The organism is Aurantibacter sp., from assembly GCF_039941195.1.
GTDB lineage: Bacteria > Bacteroidota > Bacteroidia > Flavobacteriales > Flavobacteriaceae > Aurantibacter_A.
Genome location: NZ_JBDVFA010000098.1, coordinates 136053 through 157972, shown reverse-complemented (window position 1 = coordinate 157972; position 21920 = coordinate 136053). Strand labels below are relative to the sequence as shown.

Genomic DNA, 21920 nt, shown 5'->3' with positions numbered 1-21920 from the left:
TATGAAAAAGAAGGTTTTAAAGGTTTTAGTCTGGTCCATAGGTGTATTATTTATAGTATCATATTTTTATTGGTTTCTTCCTATTTGGGGAATGCCGTTTAATTCACAAAGACATGGAAATCCACCTTTAACACCGGCATGGGCATTAGAATGTTGGTTATGGGAAGATGATGTCAATAATTCTGAAATTGTAGATGAATTATTAGCAGGGTATAAGGCTCATGATATTCCTGTTCGAACCATTGTATTAGACAGTCCGTGGTCGCTTCGTTATAACGATTTTGAGGTTGACACATTGCTATATAAAAAACCTGATAAATGGTTTAAAAATTTAGAAAATGAAGGTTATCGTGTGGTTCTTTGGATGACCTCAATGGTAGATAGTTATAGCAAGGATACCAGAATTAAACATGATTCAGTTTGGTATCAAGACGCTATGAAAAAGGGATATTTGGCAAAATCTAAAAGTGCAAATACATGGTGGAAAGGTAAAGGAGGGTTTATAGATTATAGTAATCCGGAGGCGATGCGTTGGTGGAGGAGTATGCAACAAAATATTTTTGATTTAGGTATTGATGGTTGGAAACTTGATGGAACTGCTACTCTTTTTTGGAGCGATGTTTTAGGAATTCCATTCTTCTATAAAAATACTGCAGATGGACTAATGTCAGCACGAACTTATATGAATCACTATTACCGAGATGAATATGAACATGGATTAACACAGAACCCAGAATTTATAACTTTATCTAGGTCTATTGATAGAGGTTATCACCCCGAGGGTTTTGCACCAATTGATGCTTCGCCAGTAAATTGGGTAGGTGATCAAGAACACAAATGGGTTACAGATGAAATGTTAGCTGAGGAGAATGACAAAGTAGATATTGCCCTTGACGGGATTCAAGGTTTTGAATCTGCTATTGAGAATATTCTCGAAAGCGCTGAACTTGGGTATAATATTGTTGGATCTGATGTTGCTGGTTTTTCTGGAAAAACAATTCCGCCTCGATTGTATATTCGTTGGGCTCAATTTTCAACGTTTTGTGGATTATTTTTGAATGGCGGACATGGAGAACGAAGATTATGGAAAAGAAGTCAAGAAGAATTAGAAATTATTCGAAAGTTCTCCTGGTTACATACAGAATTGGTTCCCTATATGTACCATTATGTAGTTACTGCTCATGATGGAGGAAGGCGATTGCAATCTCCTTTGAAAAAAGGAAAATATCATTATATGTTCGGTGATGATTTTCTAATTGCCCCTATTTACAAAGACACTAAAAATAGAGTGGTTTCCTTACCTGAAGGTCAATGGAGGTATTTTTTTGATGATAAAGAATTAATGGATGGGGGAAGTACTTTTACAAAAGAATTCCCAATAGATGAATTTCCGGTTTTCGTAAAAGAAGGAGCCATTATTCCTTTAGCCGTAAAACGCGATTATACCGGATTTGGAAATCGTGCTTCCGATGGTTTTTTAACTGTTTTAATTTATCCCAATACTAGTAATTCATTTATATATTATGATACGCTTACGAGAGAGCAAACGATAATTTCATATCAAAAAAATCGTAAAGAATTAAAAATTAATATCTCGGGAAATAAGGTGGGTCATATTTTAAAAATTTATTCTGAAACCGTTCCTCAAAAAATAATTCTCGACCAGCAAGAATTGAATCAGAAGCAATGGAATTATGATCACATCCTTAATAAAATAAGTGTTGTATCCAATCTCAAATACAGCAAAGGAAATTATACTATTAAATACTAAAACGAGTACAAATGAATATTAAAAAGCAAGGCATAAGTTTAATAATCGTCGGTATGGCTTTGGCAACTGCATGGGCTATAAGAGGTCAGTTTGGACATGAGCAGGGTGCTGCATGGGCTGGAGCTATTGGAGCATTGGCATTAGTTTTAGTTTCGAATAGAAAGGATTGGTATGCTAAAATGCCAATACTTGCACTTGTATCTGCCATTGGATGGGGAGCAGGAGGTATGATAAGTTATGGGGTAGTAGTTGGCTATGGTAGAGCTGACAATTTTATTAATGTCTTTTATGGCTTTAGTATGCTTTTTGTAATTGGTGCTTTATTTGGTGTGCTCGGTGGAGGATTAGTGGGGCTAGTGATTGATTCAACAAAAAGCAATAAAGTTTCATGGGGTGCCTTGGTATCGGAAATGGTTGCTGGAGGGTTACTGACTTATTTCTTTTTGATTGAGCAAATTGGTTTTAAAATGACTCCTCCACGATCTGAAGCTTGGGCATTTATTTTTGGAGCTGGTTTAGCTATGCTTTTACATATGGCTCGAACAAATCGAAACTCTGCAATTAGGGTAGCCATATTTTCGGCACTTGGAGGTGGTTTTGGTTTTGGTTTTGGAAATTTTTTGCATGTAACTGGTAATGTATTTGAAATTCCATTTAATATGTGGAATGTCATGGAATACAGCATTGGTTTTTTTGGGGGTACTGGAATGGCATATGGTGTGTTTTCATCAAAATGGCCGGTTGATGAAGATGCGAAACCAAAGAATTGGGTAAATAGGGTTGCTTTGTTTGTGCTACTCGTTTTTATTCCACTTATCGTTTATAGAGAATCTTTGGCCTATGAACATATATTAAGACGTTTAGGTGAGATCCAAAGCGTAGAACAAGTTGCATTTTCAAGTACCGCTTTTGCCGCTATTGTTTTGCTTATAGTTGCTCTTGTACTATTTTGGAAATTGAATGATAATAATTATAAGAAAAATGATGTAGCCTTATTCTTCTTTACCTATTTAGGTAGTTATGCATTAATGAGTTATGTTGTGACTGGTCTTTTTGCAGGCAAATTAGGATTAAATCATCACCTGTACATTTTGAATATTATCCTAATCTATTTTTTAGCTAAAAAACATGAAATAAAAGATGTGCAAAAAACAACAGTTCAATTAATTACTAAAAAATGGCTTATTTATTTATTGGCGATACTTACGGTTCTGGCAATACTATCTATAATTGCAGTAAGTTATAATGCTGAATTGCACGGTAGTCATAACCGTTTTGAGTTTGGGTAGCAATTCTATTTTAGCCAAATAGCATAAATCATTTATTATCTAAAATGTTTACGATAGTCCGAAGGCGTCTTCCCCATATTGGCTTTAAAATAGTGATTGAAATTTGCTAAATTATTATAGCCACTTTCAAAACATATCTGTGTAATCTGTTTGTCAGTTTCTGCCAATAATTTTGCCGCAATTCCTACGCGTACATTTTTTACATATTCCATGAAAGTATGTCCTGTTTTCTTTTTAAAGAAGCGACAAAAAGAACTTGGAGCCATATTTAGCACAGCTGAGGCTTCTTCTAGTTTTATACCTTCTTGAATATTTTGGAATACATATTCGTACACTTTATTTACTTTGTCGATATTCTTAGAGAACACAGATGAACGATCGATAGGGTTAGACAACCTATCTCTGTCTTCTACTTTTATCAAATTATTGAAAATTTTAAGCAAGCCAATATAATATTCAAGGCCATTACTATTTGCCATGCTTTCTAGAATATGTTTTATTTCAGAATCATCATCTAATTTAAATCGAATACCTCTATTCGATAGCTTAAGAAGGTCTACTACTTTCTCGAGTTCTGGCATTTGAAAGAAATCAGAATCAATAATATTTTCAGAAAAGTGAGTTACAATACAAGTTGGCTCCTCATTTCCTTCACTATCAAGCAGTTCCCAGCAGTGAGGTAAGTTTGGACCTAAAAGTACGAGGTCTCCTTTTTCAAATCCTGATATATTATCACCAACAATCCTTCTTCCCACACCAGAGGTAATATAATTTAACTCAAAATTTTTATGTGAGTGAATTCTTGCGTTAGATGAAAGGGGTAGTTTACGTGATATAAAAGAATGATTATTGGGCACAAATATTTTTTCACAAACAAATTCCATATCTAAGTATTTTAACTCTTATTATCAATAATAGTAATTTTTTTTGATATTTTAGGTTAAAATAACATAAGATTTATGTAAAATAATAGTGGCGTATTGGAGCTAATTAAATTTACTTTGCTTGAATTAAGTAAGCGATATGACTTTAAATTTGAGAGGAATTATCCCTCCAATGATTACTCCTCTTACGGAGGATTACAAATTAGACTACAAAGGTTTAAAGAATTTAATTGAACATTTAATATCTGGTGGAGTTCACGGTATTTTTATTCTAGGAACCAACGGAGAAGGTCCTAGTTTAAGCAATGAAGTTCGCAAGGATTTAATTACAAAATCTTGCGAGTACATCAATAAAAGAGTGCCTGTTTTAGTGGGGATTACGGATACCTCTTTTGAAGGCTCTGTGGAAATAGCAGCACATTCCAAAGCCTCAGGTGCTGATGCTGTGGTGATTGCACCTCCGTATTATTTTCCAATTTCCGATGCTGAAATGGACGAATATTTGAATACCTTGATACCGAAATTGGAATTGCCGTTTTTGCTATATAATATGCCCAGTTGTACGAAAATGAACCTTTCTTTAAATACAATAAAAAAAGGTAAGGAAATGGGTGCTTTAGGTGTAAAAGACAGCTCTGGTGACCTTGATTATTTATATAATTTAATTGACGCTTTTAAAGATTCACCAGAATTTTTAGTAATAGCTGGTTCTGAGGGTTATTTGCCTGCTACTATTAAACACGGTGGTGATGGAGCAGTTGCCGGTGGTGCAAATGTATTTCCAAAATTGTTTGTAGAACTGTATAATGCTTCAGTAGCTAAAGACGACTTTAAAATAGCTGCGTTACATAGACAAGTAACACAAATAGATGAAACTATCTATAGTGTTGGCACTACCGCGTCACGAGTGACAAAAGGTATTAAATGTGCATTGTCTATAAAAGGAATTTGTGAAGATCACATGGCTATGCCATTACATAGGTTTGAACAACCAGAAAGAGAAAAAGTAAAATGTCATATAGAAAATTTTGAAAAAGAATTTATGGCAGAATCTTAATAATAGATGAACTATCAGTTAGAAGTACTAGATATTGCCATTTTGATTATTTACGGTTTGTTAATGATCGGAATGGGAATTTATTTTTTAAGGAAAACCAAAACTTCAGAGGAGTTTATGGTGGCTGGCCGTGGTATTCCTGCATGGGCAGCAGGAATAGCGGTTATGAGCGCCTATACCAGTAGTATTTCATATATCGCAGTTCCTGGTAAAGCATTTGATCAAAATTGGCATCCATTAATTTTTGCGCTAACAGCTTTACCTGTTGCATGGTTTGTAACCAAGTACGTAATTCCACACTACAGAAAACATAAAATAATATCGGTATATAAATATTTAGAAGATAAAATAGGCGATTGGGGTAGGGTTTATGCATCTCTATCGTTTGTGCTTTTTATGATTGGTAGAACTGCTGTTATACTTTATCTTTCTTCACTCTTACTTACTTCTTTTGTTTCCGTTGATATTAGTACTTTAATATTAATAATAGGTGTAATGACCATTGCCTATACTTTAATGGGAGGTATGGAAGCTGTAATTTGGACAGATGTTATGCAGTCGATAATTATGATTGGCGGACTTCTTTTTAGCGCTTATATCCTAACGACAGAAGTATTTGCCGATCCAGAATTTTTAATCCAAAAAGCTTTTGATGAAAACAAATTTAGCTTGGGAGACTCTTCCTTTTCATTAAGCAGTAGAACCATTTGGGTGATGATTATTTATGGGGTAACTGAAAATATTAGAAACCTAATGGCTGATCAAAATTATACACAAAAGTATAGCGCGGTAGCTACCGAAAAGAAGGCTAAAAAATCGGTGTGGATTGCCATGCTTATATATTTACCGCTAACGGCAATCTTCCTTTATATCGGCACTGCAATGTTCGCTTTTTATTCTGGTTCGGCGCACGTATTGGACCCCGCAATAGTTAAAGGTGATGAGGTATTTCCATTTTTTATTGCAACCGAACTTCCAACGGGTCTTAAAGGATTAATAATTGCAGCTATACTTGCAGCTTCAATGAGCACGGTAGATTCTGCATTAAACTCATCTGCTACGGTACTCTATTTGGATTATTTTAAAAAATATTTTAAACCAGATGCTTCCGAAAAAAGCAGCATTGGATTTTTACGGTTAATCACGATAATTTGGGGTGTACTAGGAATTGCATTCGCTTTATTATTAATAAATGCTGAAAGCGCTCTTGATATTTGGTGGCAAATTTCAGGCATTTTTGGGGGTGGAATTTTAGGGCTATTCTTATTGGCACTTTTCAATGTGAAAATCTCTAAAACACAGGGTATTGTGTCGGTTATTTTTAGCATTTTAATAATTATTTGGGGTACTTTCTTAAGAGAATTATCACCTGAATTAGCTTGGTTAGAGTGTACATTGGATCCTATTATTGTGGGTGCTGTAGCAACTGCGGGGTTATTATCTCTTGCTTTTGTATTTGTTTTTATAAACAAACAAAAAAATAGAACCTAAAAAAGTTTTCGTTCGATGAATAGTAAAATTCAATGGGGTATATTAAGTACTGCTACAATTGCTAGAGAACAAGTAATTCCAGCTATGCTAAATAGTAAATACTGTAATGTTTTAGCAATTGCTTCTAGGAATAAAAAAAAAGCGGAAGAAACTGCAGTTGAATTTGGAATCTCAAAGTTTTACGATGATTACCAAGAACTATTAAATGATTCAGAAATTGAAGCAGTTTATATTCCATTACCAAATCATTTGCATGTAGAATGGGCTAAAAAAGCTTTGCTAGCCGGTAAGCATGTGCTTGTTGAAAAACCTATAGCATTAGGTAGCGCTTCTGCCATAAGCTTATTAGATGAAGCTAAAAAACACCCAAACTTAAAAATTGCTGAGGCTTTTATGTATAAGTTTCATCCGCAATGGATTAAAGTAAAGCAATTAGTTGATAGTGGAGAAATAGGTGTTTTAAAAACAATACAATCCTCATTTTCTTTTTTTGATGATGATGCCCAAAGTATTACCAATAATAAATCTTTTGGAGGAGGGAGCTTAATGGATATTGGTTGTTATTCTATTTCAATTTCAAGATTATTATTTAATGCAGAACCTAAAAGCGTTTTGGCTTCCATTGAATATCATCCAGAATATGAAGTAGATATTTTGGCAAATGGAATTCTTGAATTCGAAAATGGTAGTTCTTCTTTTTTCTGTGCCACGCAATTGGACTATACACAACAAGCCCAAATATTCGGAACAAAGGGAAGTATCAAATTTGAGCTTCCATTTAACCCTCCTATTGATACTAAATCTAAAATTTGGTTGACGAAAGATGAAATAACAAAGGAAATTCAATTCGATATATGTGATCAATATACATTACAAGCGGATGCTTTTTCAAATGCTATTATTCAAAATAGGGAAGCACCCGTCAATTTAATTGATGCAATAAATAATATGATTGTAATTGAGAAATTACATGAAAGTAATGCCGTGGGAAATCGAGTAAAAATTTAATAATAGGAAAGTACTTTTAACGATAGCTTGATATGTGAATATTGGTTTTCGATAAGATCTAAAATAGATTTGAATAGTAAATAATTTGATGATGAGGATAACAAATAGTCTTACAGTTTTTTCAATGATGTTTATGTTAAGCATAAATATCCAAGCACAACATAAACATCAAAATGGAGTAGAACATAGCCATTCACATTATACAACGCATGATTCGATACCTGCGCATAAATTAATATTTCCATCCAATACACCAGACCGTATAATATCAAACCTTACCGAAAATCCTGCGCATACTTTTGCAGTGAATTGGCGAACGGATCAGCAGGTAAAAAAAGGAATTGTAGAAGTAGCGTTAGCAACTGATGGTCCTGAATTTTTATTACGTGATGTTAAAAAGGTAACAGCTATCTCTCAGAAATTTGAAAATCAGAATAGAAATGAACCCCTTGTAAAGGCTACATATCACTCCGCATTAATTAAAAATTTGAAGCCAAATACTACATATATATATCGCGTTGGGAATGGTGAAAAAGATAATGGCTATTGGAGCGAGTGGTTTCAAATAACAACTGCTCGTATAGGAGGTAAAGAACCTTTTAGTTTTATCTATTTTGGTGATGCTCAAAATAATGTGAAATCGTTATGGTCACGAGTAATTAGAAACTCATATCGCCAATTTCCTCAGGTAGATTTTATGTTACATGCAGGCGATTTAATTAATGATAGAGATGCGAATTTGGAATGGGGAGAATGGTTTCATGCTGGTAGTTTTATTCATGCGACAGTGCCAAGTGTAATGACACCTGGTAATCATGAATATAGAGACGGAGTACTAACTTCTTTATGGAGGCCTAGCTTTACTTTACCAGAAAACGGACCTAGTGAAGCATTGAAAGAAACTTGTTTCGCAATTGATTATCAAGATATGAAATTGATATCTATAGATAGTGAAGGTTTTGATGAAAGTATGGATGCGCGAACTGCTCAAGTAAAATGGCTCGATTCAGTTTTACAATCAAACACGAAAAAATGGATAACAATAACTACGCATTATCCTGTCTACTCCACAAAAGAAGGTAGAGATAATTGGGAGTTAAGAGAAGCCATAAAACCGTTGATAGACAAATATGAAGTGGATTTGGTATTGCAAGGGCATGATCATACCTATGCTAGAGGATTTCCTGAAAATGAAGGCAAGGGTTTAACTGTGGTAGAAGATGCAGGAACAGTTTATGCAGTTTCTGTTAGTGGGCCAAAAATGTATGAATCGCAAGACCAAGAATGGATGGTGCGAAGAGGTGAGTATACACAGCTTTTTCAAATTATAACAGTGTCAGAAGATACTATAAGTTACGGGGCTTATACTCCTATCGGAACCCTCTACGATGCTTTTGAAATTGTGAAAAAGAATGGTAAAAAGACTTTAATTAATAAAGTGCCTGATACTCCAATGAGACTTAAAAAGGATTTTGCAGACCCTAAGTGATAAGCTAAATTAAGACAATAGAAGACTTTGTATATATATTCAAAGTCTTCTATAAATCTTTTATAATAGTAAAATAACCATTCTCAGTTCTTAACAGTAGGTCGGGTTTTCCTTTCTTATCCTGATTACTTAAAGTTAGAACAGTAGCTTTTTGGAAGTATAATTATTAAATAAACATGAGAAATTCAATTTTACTATTACTATTAGTCGTTTTATCATGTAAGCAAGTTGAAAATAATATTGTTGAAGCCGAGATTGAAGACAAATTGTTTTATGCTGATGTACCTTTTGAACAAGAATATCATGAAGGTTTTTTAGTTGATGCTGACAATTCTGATGCAAATGATATTAGGGCTGTATTACCTGATTTTGATCAAACTATTTGGGCTGCTACTAAAAATGGTGTTTATAAAAAGATTGCCACTTCGCAAGATTGGAAACCATTGTTTTCGGATAAAGATTCGGGACCTGCATATGATATCGCATTAGATTCTTCAGGTGCTGTTTGGATGGCTACCTGGAATGCAGTCTACTCCTATCAATCTGGAAAATTGGAAAAAATGGACGGACCTAAATCGCCAATTGCTAAAATTGTGTGCGCTAAAGAAGGTGTGTACGCCTTAGGCCCTTATGGTATTTGGTTTTATGAAAAAGGGGTTTGGCATAAAAAGGATTATACTATTGCTAAAAGTATACGTGTGGCTTTGTCTGATAACAATGGTGGTTTGTGGATAGGGACTGATGTTGGATTATATCATTGCAATGAAAAAAAAGTAAGTGTTTATCAGAAGAACGAAGATTTGGTGAGCGCTTATGTTAAAGGTATTGATTATGACAATGAAGGAAAATTATGGGTAGGTGGATTGGGGGGTATTACTATTCGCAATGCTACAGAAAAACTGAGTGAAAAGTTACCAAAAGACGGTTTGCCTAATGCGAATGTTAATGTAGTTGCAAATGCACCAGATGGAACGATGTGGGTTGGTACGAATTATGGAATTACAAGATTTAAACCAAAGGAAAAAGAATATTCAGTACGGTTAAGTAGACGTTGGTTAATGAACAATGAAGTACGGGATATTGCTTTTGATATTAATGGTAATGCTTGGATAGCAACAGCTAATGGAGTAAGTAGCATTAAGAAAAAACAAATGACACTTAAATCCAAAGCAGATTATTTCTATAAGAAATTAATTAAGCGCCATGTTCGAGAACCTTGGATTGTAGGTAGGTCCAAATTGACCATTCCTGGGGATACCACAACTATAATTCCAGAAGATGATGATAATGATGGCGAATATACGGCAATGTATTTGGCTATGGAATCATTTCGATACGCCGCTACAAAAAACCCAGAAGCAAAAGAAAGAGCTAAAAAGGCATTTGATTTTTTACATTTTTTGCGAGAAGTAACCGAAATTGATGGATTTTTTGCTCGTACGATTATTCCAGTTTCATGGGAAAATTCACATGATATGAATCGTACCTATTCAAATAAGCAATTGGCTGATGAAATCATAAACGACCCAAGGCAAAAACCGGTAGAACAACGTTGGCACTTTTCTAAGGATGGAAAATGGAAATGGAAAGGAGATACAAGTAGTGATGAACTTTGCGGGCATCTTTTTGGATACTACTGTTATTATACCCTAGTTGCAGATAAGGAAGAAAAAGTACGTGTAGCAAATCACTTTAGTAAAATCATGGATCATTTGATTACAAATGATTTTAACTTGGTAGGAGTAGATGGTAAACATACAAAATGGGGCGTATGGTCACCTAAAATGCTAAATCAAAATCCAGACTGGGCACCAGAACGAGCATTGAACTCCTTAGAATTACTTTCTTTTTTAAAATTCACATATCAAATTACGAAGGAAGAAAAATATCAAAAAGAATATTCTAATTTAATAAGTGAGGAAGGCTATCTTGAAAATGCAAAAATGTTGCATGATACAAACCCAGCTTGGGAAACGTATTTTGATATCTATATGGCTTTGTATGTGTATCCTCCATTGATCAAATATGAGCATGACCCTAAGCTTAAAAAAGAATATGTAAGCCATTTAAATAAGTGGTTTGAAAAGAATAGGCAAACAAAAAGTCCTCTTGTGAATTTTGCCTATAATTATCTTTCCGGCGGCAGTCATGAACTAGATGCCTCCATTGCTTTTTTAAAGAATGCACCGTTAGATTTAATCGATTGGCATATTGATAATGGCAAGCGTGAAGATTTAAATGTGGTCAGGGAACCCATTTTAGAGGAACTACAGGTAGCACTACGACCACCAAGCGAATACCGTACGGTACGTTGGGATAATAATATATATGAAGCTATTGTTGGAAACCCAAGTCAAGAAAAGGAACCTGTATTCTGGCTTTTACCCTATTGGATGGGGCGCTACCAAGAGATAATTATCAATAAATAAACTTTTTTTTAGACTTCCTATATATTTTCTACAAAGTTGAATCTAAGTGTCGGCATTTTAGAGTGCATGAGGTCTTTAGTATAGAAATATTTCTTTATAGCTGTTAATATTAGATTTTTAATTCTTTAATATGCTGACTCATTTTTTCAGTTAATTCATTAGGTTCGTAACCAATCCATTTGTCAATTATGGTGCCATTTGGGTCAATTAAGAAGTAGGTCGGAAATACTTTTATGCCATACTCAGCCGATGCACCTGCAATACTCCCTTTGCCATCAGAAATATTCTCCCATGTTATGTTATGTCTTTGTGAACTCTTTTTCCATAAATCTAGATTATCATCCATATTTACACCAATTATTGTGAGTTGCTCATTATTATTGGCATATAAATTTCTAGTTTCTGGTAGTGCCTGTACACAAGGGGCGCAAGCTGAAGCCCAAAAATCTAATAAAATATACTTCCCCTTAAATCCATTTAAGTCGTACTTTTTGCCATCTGGGTCAAAAGCTACAATGTTTGTCATGGAATCACCAATTTCAGGAATATTTTTTTCTTGTATTATTGACAATAATCCTTCTGCAAATATGGTTTTTTGATAGCTGGTATCTAATTTGTCGTAGATTTTTTTAATTTGATTTTTAGTTATAGTGGAGTCAAATTTAGCATTCCTATAAAGTATTTCAATGGCACTTAAGCTATTCGGGTTTTCTTCAATTGCCTTTAATTCAATTGCGTTTGCTATTGTCTCAACCGAGTCAAAAGCATCCCATAAAAGTTCTGTCGCATCTGCACCTTTTAGGCTGTTCTTTATTAGCAAGCGAATACTATCCTTTTTAGTTTCAATTTTTCTTATTTTATTCTTAATGCTATTAAGTGCTACTTGTTCCTTGTTTTTACCAGTAACAACCCATGAAGTTGGATATTTGCTGTAACCGTCTACTTTTATCACTTCATAATCAACCCATAAATCGCAACTTCCGTAATAATTCTTTCCATCCCTAAATTTTAGAGACATTTTCGAAGGTCGTATTTTTAAAGTGTCATTAAATTTAAACCGTCCATCAATAATTGTATCAGAATTTATTCTCTGGCCGTTTCTTCCAATGTGCAACGATAAATCTATTATTGTACCATCTGGTATGTTTTTTAAGGTGCCTTCTATCAAATATGAGTCTCGTTCTTCATTCGTAATGCATGAGTTCAGAAATAGAATAATAAGAATAGCTAAAAGTTGTTTCATTGTTCAATTTTTTTCGAGGCATGAATCTAGTCATTTTTATAGTAGTAAAAATAGCCATCTTCAGCTCCTAAAAGTAAGTCTGGCTTTCCTTCATTATCCCAATTAACTAAAGTTGGACTCGTCGTGTGTCCTGCTAATTTTATGTTCGATAAGTTACCTTTGAATTTATATTCTACTCGGTTTTTATTTTGTTTGGTGTTTTCTAAAAGTGCAGCATTTATGCCGTTTATTAAAATATCAGTATCACCATCTAAATCCCAATCACCAAAGGCTAATTTTCTTCTTCCACTACTGCCATATTTTTGCTCACTAAGCCGTAATGGGCCATTAGATTTATTGATAAATTGGTTCTTACGGTCATAAGTGCCATTCGTAGTTTTAAAAATACGTTGTCCAGGTCTTAATATTAAATCTTCACCATCTTTAAAGCGTTCATAAAAACTTAGATAGCCTTCTTGGTCTAACATAACTAAATCCATTAAACCATCTTTGTTCCAATCAATAGCATTTGGTGTTGTTCTCCACTGTGTTGCTAAAGTATTAGGCTCAGGATCCCACCAATACCATTCGGGCTTAGGGGTGTCATTATCCCATTTTACTTTAATGGGTTGTTCTTTGGCTAGTTTTGGATTTCCTTTTGTTCCAATGTTTTCATACCAAATTACTTTTCCCCAGACGGAATTTACTAGAATATCTTTTAAGCCATCATTGTTCCAATCTTCAACGGATAATGTTGTATATCCCCATTTAGCTTCACATGGCCCTTGAATAGAACCACTTTCACCTGCTTGAATTCTTATAACTTCACCATCGTTCTTTAAATATTTAGGAGCATCCCATTTTGGAGTATCAGCGCCATCTAAATTTTCAATAAAAGAAAGATATCCTGCAGAATTGCCACAGATAAGGTCTTCATCTCCATCATCATCCCAGTCCGTGCTAAATGGAGTAACAAGTGCTCCAAATTTAACGTGTTCTGCTTTCTGTTTAAAGTATTTAGGGCTGTTAAAAATCGGCATCCCGTTCTTGGTTATTCCCGTATTTTCTATAAATGCTACGCGACCATCTTCATCACCTACTACTAAATCTATATCGCCATCTTTATCCCAATCTAATGAAACTGGCAATATCATTTCTAAATCCATGGTTAGTACACCAGCTTCATTTTCAAGATATTTTCCTTTAGCATATTCTGGTTTTTCTCGAGTACCTATATTCTCAAAATAGGTAAATTTGTCTAAAAATTCCCCGCAAATAATATCGAGATCTCCATCATTATCATAGTCGTCAAAATTTGGAGAAGGTGCTCCGTAAACATCAATAGGTGCTCCACTTGCTAATATTTTATCTTTCAATTTATATGCGCCATTATCATATTCAATAAGATAAACATAACCATGTAGCGGACCATTTGTCCATATACCATTTTCATCAAAAGCATTGTCCCAGCCATAATCTTCGCCATCTTGAATACCAACAATAATATCTAAATCACCATCATTTTCATAATCGACATATTTCCATTGATTAAAACGAATGTTGTTATGAAGTTTTGAAAAGGTATTACCTGGAAACAGCGAAACTCCTTTATCATTAAAAGACGATTTAAAATCTAAAAGCTCTTGGCCTGGTTTTAAAAAACGAGGTTTACCATCAACATATGAAACTTGAATATGTTTAATTGGTTTACTGACCTTAACAGGAGGTTCAAAAACAGGGAATGCCTCGCCACTCTTATTTTCAAAAAAGAAGATGCCATTAAAAGGAACATCGTTACATGAAACTAATAAGTCTAAGTCTCCATCATTATCATAATCAATAGGTAGTGGAGATGCCCATAAACCAACCCCTAAGTCTACCGTTAGGTCTGGGTTATTGTATGCTAATCTTTCAAATTTTGGAGATAAAGTTCGAGATAACTCGTTAGGTTTATCATTTACATCATAAGCGAGAATTAGGAATAATGTTATTAAAAAAAGTGGCTTGTTCCAATTCATAATACTTATAATAATATTCTATATGTGTTTAGAATAAATGTACTAATGTTAGTAATATTTCACCACATAATAATTGATTTATTTATATGGAAAATTAACCCGAACAGCATTTTTTTGACTTATGGTCAATAATGCTGTTTTAGCTTTAATTGTTGTAAAAAATACATTAATTTAATTGAAAACCATGCAATTATATAATGAAATTGTTGATATTAAAGTGTTTAGGAGTTTTTTTATATTTTATTTCAGGTCAATATTTAATGTATTTTAATCAATAATGATGAAACAAGCATGGAGGTATATGGGTAATTTTATCCATTGAAATAATTCTAATTTATTATGAAAAAACTAATTGTAGTTACGTGTTTAATAGTATCAGTAAATTTAAATGCTCAGGAATATCTTGATGTGCCATTTCTTCAAGATTTTGCTGAAAAGTTTGAACTAAACGAGGCCAATAAAAATGTAACTGTTTTACAAGTTAGAAGTGATCGTAATTTGGCTATAAAAGTGCTTTCTAATGAAGGAGTGTTAAACGCCTTTGAAAAAGAATTATCCTCCGATTTACAATACAGACCCTTAACAGATATGAATATTGTTGCTTTTGATACTTATAAAAAGCAGTTTGTTTATTTAACGGAGAATTCAGTATTAAGCAATGCATGGGGAGGTACCTTTGAGGTTGAGCACGGTATGCAATCACCTTCACATTTTGCAATTGGTTCAGATTTTACAAGTTTGGTTGCTTCATCGAAGACAATAAAATTAATTGATAAAGAAGGGAAAACAATTTGGGAAACTCAGCAAACCGGATTGAACCTTACCTCCATAGTATACGATGAAAATCAAAATCGATTTTTAATTTTAGGCAAGGGAGCTGTTTATGCTGTTTCAATTACCAACCCTAAATGGAATAAAATATATACAGGTTCCAGTCTTACGGCACTTGCTGTGTTTAAAAATGACGTTATGGTTGGTACTGAAAATGGGATTATTACATTATCAGGTACTGCTGCTACCCCTGGGGATATCAATGAAAAACTTCCTTGGACAGAAATTACTACAATTAAAAATATAAATAATTCACTTTGGTTTGGTTCAACAAAAGGAGCTTTTAAATTGCGTGAAGATGGTAAGTATGATTATTACGCTTCAAAGCGATGGTTAGTAGACGATGAAGTAATTGATATAGCTGAAGGACCAGAAAATAGTGTATTAATAGCTACTAAAAGCGGAATGTCACAAATTAAATTTGTGTCGATGACACTTGCCGACAAAGCGGCTTATTTTCAAAAAATTCAACGTTTAAGGCACATTAGGTACGGTTTTACGGCTAATTTAAGTTTGAAAATACCAGGAGATTTAACTTCCGGTTATTATAAGGATACTGATAATGATGGCTTATGGACTTCTATGTATTTGGCAGGTGAATTATACCGTTATGCGGTAACGAAAGATGAAGATGCAAAGCAAAATGCATATGAAGCTTTTGAAGCAATGGAAAGATTAACAGCACTTCCGCCGATGAGTGGATTTCCTGCAAGATCATTTGAACGTGATGGTTATGAAGTAGGTTTACATGCTAACGGATTTTCCGAAGAATGGTATAAAAAACATGTTGCTGAAAATGGTAGAATTTGGCAATTGGCAGATGATAAAAAATGGCGTTGGAAATCTACAACTAGTAGTGATGAAACTTGTGGACATTTCTATGTTCATGCGCTTTTTGCAGAATTGGCTCCAGATGAAGAATGGAAAGATCGCGCAATTCATCAAATAAAAATTCAGATGGATCATATAATGGATAATAATTGGTATTTGGTTGATTGGAACGGAGAACCAACGGCTTGGGGTAAATGGAACCCAAAATACGTGAATAGCTTTCCTACAAATGTTGGTGATCGCAGATTAAATTCAACGCTTATTCTTTCATTTTTACAAACCACATATCATTTTACAAAGGATGAAAAGTATAAGAAAGCAGCTCTAAAGTTGATTAAAAGATATGGTTATGATGAAAATGCGAATCGCCCTGCTACAACTATAGGATATGTTGAAGGCGAAGATTTAAGTGATCGTTGGAATCACTCCGATGACGAAATGTATTTTTTAACTATTCCAAGTTTTGTCAATTACTCGTTTACAGAAGAACAACGTGCAAAGCATTTTGAAACAGTAAAAAGTCATTGGGAGGTGGAGCGCTCTGAGAAAAATCCATTATGGAATTATCTGTTTGCCTTAAGTGGTGCAAAAACTATTGATAGTGAAGATTCAGCTTGGAATTTAAGAGAATTTCCAATGGATTTAATTGATTGGAAAATTGATAATAGTCACCGTAAAGATTTAGTTGAAATTGAGCCCAACTTCAGAAGTCAGACCTATTCAGAAGTATTGCCTGGAGATGAACGAGTTTTGCATAAACATAATGGTGCTTATAGAAATAACGGGGGTAGTGCTAAACAGGAATACGCCCCGTATATATATTTATTGCCCTATTGGGCTGGACGCTATGCAGAAGCTATTAGCGCTCCAAAACCATAATATTATTTAATTTTTCCCTCCATCGCTAACAAAATAATAGAATGAGAAAACTAAACTATTTAGTTCTTTTTATAGCAGTCTTTTTTATATCCTGTGCGAGTACCAAAAATGCTACAAATCTTAATGAAACTTTAAGGGTATTTCATAATTCAAATGCTAAAACAGTTCTTGTAGCTGCGCATAGAGGTGCTTATATGGGCAATTTTGAGAATTCAATAGCCTCAACAAAGCAAGCGATTAAATTAGGAGTTGATATTATTGAAGCGGATGTAAAAACAACAAAAGATGGATATTTAATTTTAATGCACGATTCTAGTATTGATAGAACAACTACTGGAAAAGGTAAGGTTGAAGAGTTGACTTTTGCAGAAATTAGAAAGTTTAAACTTAAAGCACCTTACGGAAGAATCAGCGAAGAGACCGTGCCAACATTTGAAGAGTTTTTAAAAGTTACAAAGGGAAAAATTATGATTGACATTGATATGAAAACAGACAATGTTGAAGGAATTTTAGCCGCTTTAAGAAAAACGGGAACAACTAAAGAAGCTTTTTATTTTGATAATGATTATGAACAGTTAGATCGAATATTGGAGCTTGATAAATCGGCACAATTAATGCCAAGAGCATATTCATATAAAATGGTGGATTCTGCTATTACGAGATTTGCACCACCAGTAGTACATATTGATTCTAAGTTTAATTCTAAAGAAGTTGGTGTGTTGTTGAAAAAGAACAACTCAAGAATTTGGATAAATACTTTGGGCGAATTAGATGCACAAATTCGTTATGGAAAGGGAGAAAAAGTACTTGATGAAGTTTTAAAATACGGAGCAAATATGATTCAAACTGATGAACCCGAATTGTTATTGCAATTGTTACGATCTAAAAAATTGCATCATTAAAAAAAATGATTTCTACTATTTTTCAATTCAAAAAATAGTAGAAATCATGTGAAATTGAAAATGATATTTTTAATATGTAATTTTAAAAATACTACCGCCAAAATCATCTGCAACATAAAGAGCACCATCTGGCCCTTGGGCTAAACCACAAGGCCTATGTTTTAACGTGTCGTCTGGTTTTGTTGGATCGATACCAGCAAAATTGTCTAAGAAAATTTCCCATTCGCCAGAAGGTTTTCCATTCTTAAATGGTACAAATGCTACAAAAAAACCTTTTTCTATTTCTTTAGATTGATTGTGAAATGCAATAAACACCCCGTTTTTATATTTTTCTGGAAACATATCTCCTGTGTAAAATAGTACATCGTTAGGTCCTAAATGTGCCGGAAAACCAACGAGTGGTTCTATAAACTTTTCTTCACTTGTTTTTTCACCATCACCACCATATTCTGGAGCTAGTACTCTTTTATTTTTTTGATGGTCATAATAGGTAGAAGGCCAGCCTGCATCATCATTTTCTTTGAGCTCGTAAAGTGTTTCACTTGGTAATTCATCATTTTGTTTTGCTGAAAATATATCGGGATAATAATTGCTTAAGCCACCTCTACCATGATCTGTAGCGAATAAAGTATTGGTTTTAAAATTCCAGGCTATACCAACTGCATTTTTAAGACCTGTAGCATATCTAGAGCCATCAGCGTAGGTTTGGTTTGGTTTGCTTGCACTAAATTTCCAAATACCACCGGCAGAATCTAAAACCGTACAAGGTATCATGCCTTTTTCGCCTTCCTGATCTCTACAGGCATCGTTCCAAGAACCTATTGTTATATAAAGGTTGTCGTTATTGTCAATTGCAAAAGGTTTTGCATTATCACGACCCATATCTATTAATCCATCAATTATCTTTTCAGGATTATCGGTATCAATAATTTCATTGTTTGCGTTAAATTTATAGCGGTATACTCCAGAATTAGATGAAGTATATAAATATTCATCTTTAGCTAGTATTCCGGTTCCTGGTAGTTCAGAAAATGTTTTTTGCTCATCGATAATACCATCTTGATTATTGTCCTTTAAAAGGAGAATGCTATTTCCGTCTTTTAGCACTGATCTATTGGCGTAAATGTCTCCATTTTTAGCAACAGTTAAATGGCGAACATTTCCTAATTCCTTTCCAATTTCTTCAACTGAAAAGCCTTCAGGAGTTTTTAAAAAAGTGTCATTAATAGGTTTTTTTGCCACTTCTTTAGTTTCGCTTTTACATTGAATTAAAATGGCAGCAATGAAAAGAATTGATGTGTAATGTGGTAATTTTTTGATGATTTTGGTTGTTTTCATTATGTATTCTTAGTTGGTTGTAATGATTGATAAAGTTACTATTTTCAGAGTCATTTTAAGATAAAAGACTAAGCGATTTTTATTGTTAACTTCGAATGTTTAAGAATCATAACATTATAATTGTTTAACAATGAAAAACTGTATTTTATTTGTATGCTTTTTTGCTATGATAGCTTGCAACGAAACCAAAAAGTTAAATAAAGCGGTAAGTGAAGTAGAAACTCCAAACAATGAATGGAACCTGGTTACACTAAAAATGGAATCTAAGCCCGTTGAACGCCACGAAGCTGCTTTTGTAAGAGTGAAGGATAAGTTTTATTTACTTGGAGGAAGAGGTATTCGACCGGTAAGTATTTTTAATCCAGATACTATGCTCTGGTCTCAAGGTTCAAAACCGCCTTTGGAACTGCATCATTTTCAACCTGTAGTCTTTGAGGATAGAATTTATATTATTTCAGCTTTAACTGGTGGTTATCCGAATGAAAAGCCAACAGAATTTATTTATAGCTATGACCCAGAATCCGATTCATGGACTAAGGGTGATACTATTCCCGAGAATAGAAGAAGAGGCTCTACGGGGAATGTATTATATAATGGAAAGATTTATATATCCTGTGGAATAAAGAATGGTCATATAGGAGACCATAAGAATTGGATGGACAGTTACAATCCAAAATCAGGAGAATGGAAAATGCTATCTGATGCTCCTAGAGCTCGGGATCATTTTCAGGCAGTACAAGTTGATGATAAGATATATTTAGCTGCAGGAAGAAATACAGGCAAATTTCCAGAAGATGGTTTTGCGGGGACAATTGGAGAAGTAGATGTTTATGATATAAAATCGGATACTTGGACCACATTAACCAATAATATTCCAACGGAAAGAGCAGGAACAGCTGCAATAGTTTACAATGATAAAGTTTTAATTGCTGGAGGTGAATCTAGTGCTCAAGAAAAAGCACATTCCGAAGTTGAAGCTTTAGACTTAAAAACATCGAAATGGGAAAACTCAGCTTTTTTAAATGAAGGTAGACATGGGACAGGTTTATTAGAATATAATGGTGCTTTGTATATTGCTTCTGGTTGCGGAAATAGAGGTGGTGAACCAGAACTTTTTACTATGGAAACTTACAAAGAAGATTATTAGATTGTTAGTCTTTAGGTCGAATAAAATTTGTCACTCTTTTAAATTTCAAAATTTGCATTAACTTGTTAAATCTACATGGACAGATGCACTAATTAATGTTGCTTAAAAATTTTTTCAAGAAACTCGGTTTTATAATTGTTGCTATTACGGTAGCATCAGTAATTTATTATTGTAAGAATAAAAAGTCGGAATTTTATTCTCCAATAATTCTTGCAACGCATACAAACGGTGAACATTTTGTAGGTTCTGACACTTGTGTTCAATGTCATTTAGATATTTATACAACGCATGTTGAGACTGCTCATTTTAACACTTCTGGAATTGCAAACTCTAATAATATAAAGGGTAGCTTTCTAGAACATTCAAATGTTTTAGATTTGGATCAAGTGTTGTTTACAATGGAAGCGAAGAATAACTTGTTTTATCAAAACACTAGGATAAAAAATAGATCTACAGAGATTGCACCCGAAAAACTTGATGTTGTAATAGGTTCTGGAGTACGAGGACAATCATATGGAACATGGAAAGAAAGTGCACTTTTTCAGTTACAGACATCATATTACACGCCTTCAAATAGTTGGGTGCTTAGCCCAGGATATCCAAATTATTACGATGACCCTAGACCTCTGCGTGATGCTTGCTTAAAATGCCATACTACATTTGCCAAAGGTCTTGATGAAAATACTTCTGGGAATCTATTTAATAGAGATCAAATAATTTATGGAATTGATTGCGAACGGTGTCATAATACGGCTGCAAAACATGTAGCATTTCATAATGAAAATCCCGATGTTAAAGAAGCTCAATTTATGATTGATATTCAATCACTTTCAAGACAACAGCGATTAGATGTTTGTGCTCAATGTCATTCAGGTAAGCGAGAATTAATACTTAAAGGTGATTCGTTCTCGTTTGTTACTGGTGAAAAATTATCCGATTATTCCCGAAATGCGCGCCCATTATCTAAAGATGAAATTTTGGATGTACATGGTAATCAATATGGCTTATTGATAGAAAGTGAATGTTTTAAAAAAAGTGAACATTTGGACTGTAATACTTGTCATAATTCACATAGTAATGAACGAGGAAAATCTGAAATTTTTAATTTAAAATGCATTGCTTGTCATATTAATGAAAAGCTTGATTGTAATGCTTCAGACGCGGAAATTGGCAAAATGAATAATAATTGTATTGCTTGTCATATGCCTTTAAACGCATCAAACTCTATGACCGTTCAATTATCGGAAAAGGATAGTGAAGAAACATCTTTTTATATCCGAACTCATTTAATTGATATATATCCTAATGTGAAAAAACAGTAGAACAAAATAAAT

15 protein-coding genes are annotated in these 21920 nt (G+C 33.8%); 11 read left to right on the top strand and 4 right to left on the bottom strand.

The genetic code is table 11. The features are described 5' to 3' along the window. Position 1 precedes the first annotated feature (1 nt). Both ABJF52_RS17075 and ABJF52_RS17070 read left to right on the top strand, forming a co-directional pair. Positions 2–1771: a TIM-barrel domain-containing protein gene (locus ABJF52_RS17075; RefSeq protein ID WP_348153059.1), complete on the top strand. Its 1770-nt coding sequence runs from the start codon at positions 2–4 to the stop codon at positions 1769–1771. 11 nt (positions 1772–1782) lie between these two features. Then, entirely contained in the window at positions 1783–3060 is a 1278-nt protein-coding gene (locus tag ABJF52_RS17070) for a hypothetical protein (protein ID WP_348153057.1), read from the top strand. Between the two features lie 35 nt (positions 3061–3095). Here ABJF52_RS17070 and ABJF52_RS17065 read toward each other — a convergent pair whose 3' ends face one another. Then, positions 3096–3944, bottom strand: coding sequence for an AraC family transcriptional regulator (locus ABJF52_RS17065; RefSeq protein WP_348153054.1), 849 nt, complete (start codon positions 3942–3944; stop codon positions 3096–3098). A 139-nt stretch (positions 3945–4083) separates the two neighbouring features. Between ABJF52_RS17065 and ABJF52_RS17060 the strand changes: the two genes are divergently transcribed. The 5 genes from ABJF52_RS17060 to ABJF52_RS17040 all read left to right on the top strand — a co-directional run bounded on the left by ABJF52_RS17060 (position 4084) and on the right by ABJF52_RS17040 (position 11418). Continuing rightward, positions 4084–5001 (top strand): dihydrodipicolinate synthase family protein, encoded by a 918-nt coding sequence (locus ABJF52_RS17060; RefSeq protein ID WP_348153051.1) that lies wholly within the window; start codon positions 4084–4086, stop codon positions 4999–5001. Positions 5002–5007: 6 nt separating this feature from the next. Then, complete coding sequence (locus ABJF52_RS17055) at positions 5008–6492, top strand: sodium/solute symporter (RefSeq protein WP_348153048.1); 1485 nt, start codon at positions 5008–5010, stop codon at positions 6490–6492. Positions 6493–6507: 15 nt separating this feature from the next. Beyond that, positions 6508–7500 (top strand): Gfo/Idh/MocA family oxidoreductase, encoded by a 993-nt coding sequence (locus tag ABJF52_RS17050; RefSeq protein ID WP_348153046.1) that lies wholly within the window; start codon positions 6508–6510, stop codon positions 7498–7500. An 88-nt stretch (positions 7501–7588) separates the two neighbouring features. Continuing rightward, positions 7589–8989, top strand: a complete 1401-nt coding sequence (locus ABJF52_RS17045; protein ID WP_348153043.1) for a metallophosphoesterase family protein — start codon at positions 7589–7591, stop codon at positions 8987–8989. Between the two features lie 176 nt (positions 8990–9165). Next, positions 9166–11418, top strand: a complete 2253-nt coding sequence (locus ABJF52_RS17040; protein ID WP_348153040.1) for a two-component regulator propeller domain-containing protein — start codon at positions 9166–9168, stop codon at positions 11416–11418. A 109-nt stretch (positions 11419–11527) separates the two neighbouring features. Here the strand turns inward: ABJF52_RS17040 and ABJF52_RS17035 are convergent, their stop codons facing one another. Together ABJF52_RS17035 and ABJF52_RS17030 are read right to left on the bottom strand one after the other, a co-directional pair. Next, entirely contained in the window at positions 11528–12661 is a 1134-nt protein-coding gene (locus tag ABJF52_RS17035) for a TlpA disulfide reductase family protein (RefSeq protein ID WP_348153037.1), read from the bottom strand. A gap of 26 nt (positions 12662–12687) precedes the next feature. After that, positions 12688–14658: a hypothetical protein gene (locus tag ABJF52_RS17030; protein ID WP_348153035.1), complete on the bottom strand. Its 1971-nt coding sequence runs from the start codon at positions 14656–14658 to the stop codon at positions 12688–12690. A 339-nt stretch (positions 14659–14997) separates the two neighbouring features. On the opposite strand from ABJF52_RS17030, the gene ABJF52_RS17025 reads away from it, so the two are divergent. Both ABJF52_RS17025 and ABJF52_RS17020 read left to right on the top strand, forming a co-directional pair. Continuing rightward, a complete protein-coding gene (locus ABJF52_RS17025) occupies positions 14998–17199 on the top strand; it encodes a hypothetical protein (protein WP_348153032.1) in 2202 nt (733 codons plus the stop codon). 41 nt (positions 17200–17240) lie between these two features. Then, positions 17241–18101: a glycerophosphodiester phosphodiesterase family protein gene (locus ABJF52_RS17020; RefSeq protein ID WP_348153030.1), complete on the top strand. Its 861-nt coding sequence runs from the start codon at positions 17241–17243 to the stop codon at positions 18099–18101. Positions 18102–18170: 69 nt separating this feature from the next. Here ABJF52_RS17020 and ABJF52_RS17015 read toward each other — a convergent pair whose 3' ends face one another. After that, the gene (locus ABJF52_RS17015; RefSeq protein ID WP_348153027.1) at positions 18171–19439 is read right to left on the bottom strand and encodes a PQQ-dependent sugar dehydrogenase; all 1269 of its coding nucleotides are present in this window, start codon (positions 19437–19439) and stop codon (positions 18171–18173) included. Positions 19440–19569: 130 nt separating this feature from the next. Between ABJF52_RS17015 and ABJF52_RS17010 the strand changes: the two genes are divergently transcribed. Together ABJF52_RS17010 and ABJF52_RS17005 are read left to right on the top strand one after the other, a co-directional pair. Further along, complete coding sequence (locus ABJF52_RS17010; protein ID WP_348153025.1) at positions 19570–20586, top strand: kelch repeat-containing protein; 1017 nt, start codon at positions 19570–19572, stop codon at positions 20584–20586. A gap of 95 nt (positions 20587–20681) precedes the next feature. Further along, positions 20682–21908, top strand: coding sequence for a multiheme c-type cytochrome (locus tag ABJF52_RS17005; protein ID WP_348153022.1), 1227 nt, complete (start codon positions 20682–20684; stop codon positions 21906–21908). Positions 21909–21920 lie beyond the last annotated feature (12 nt).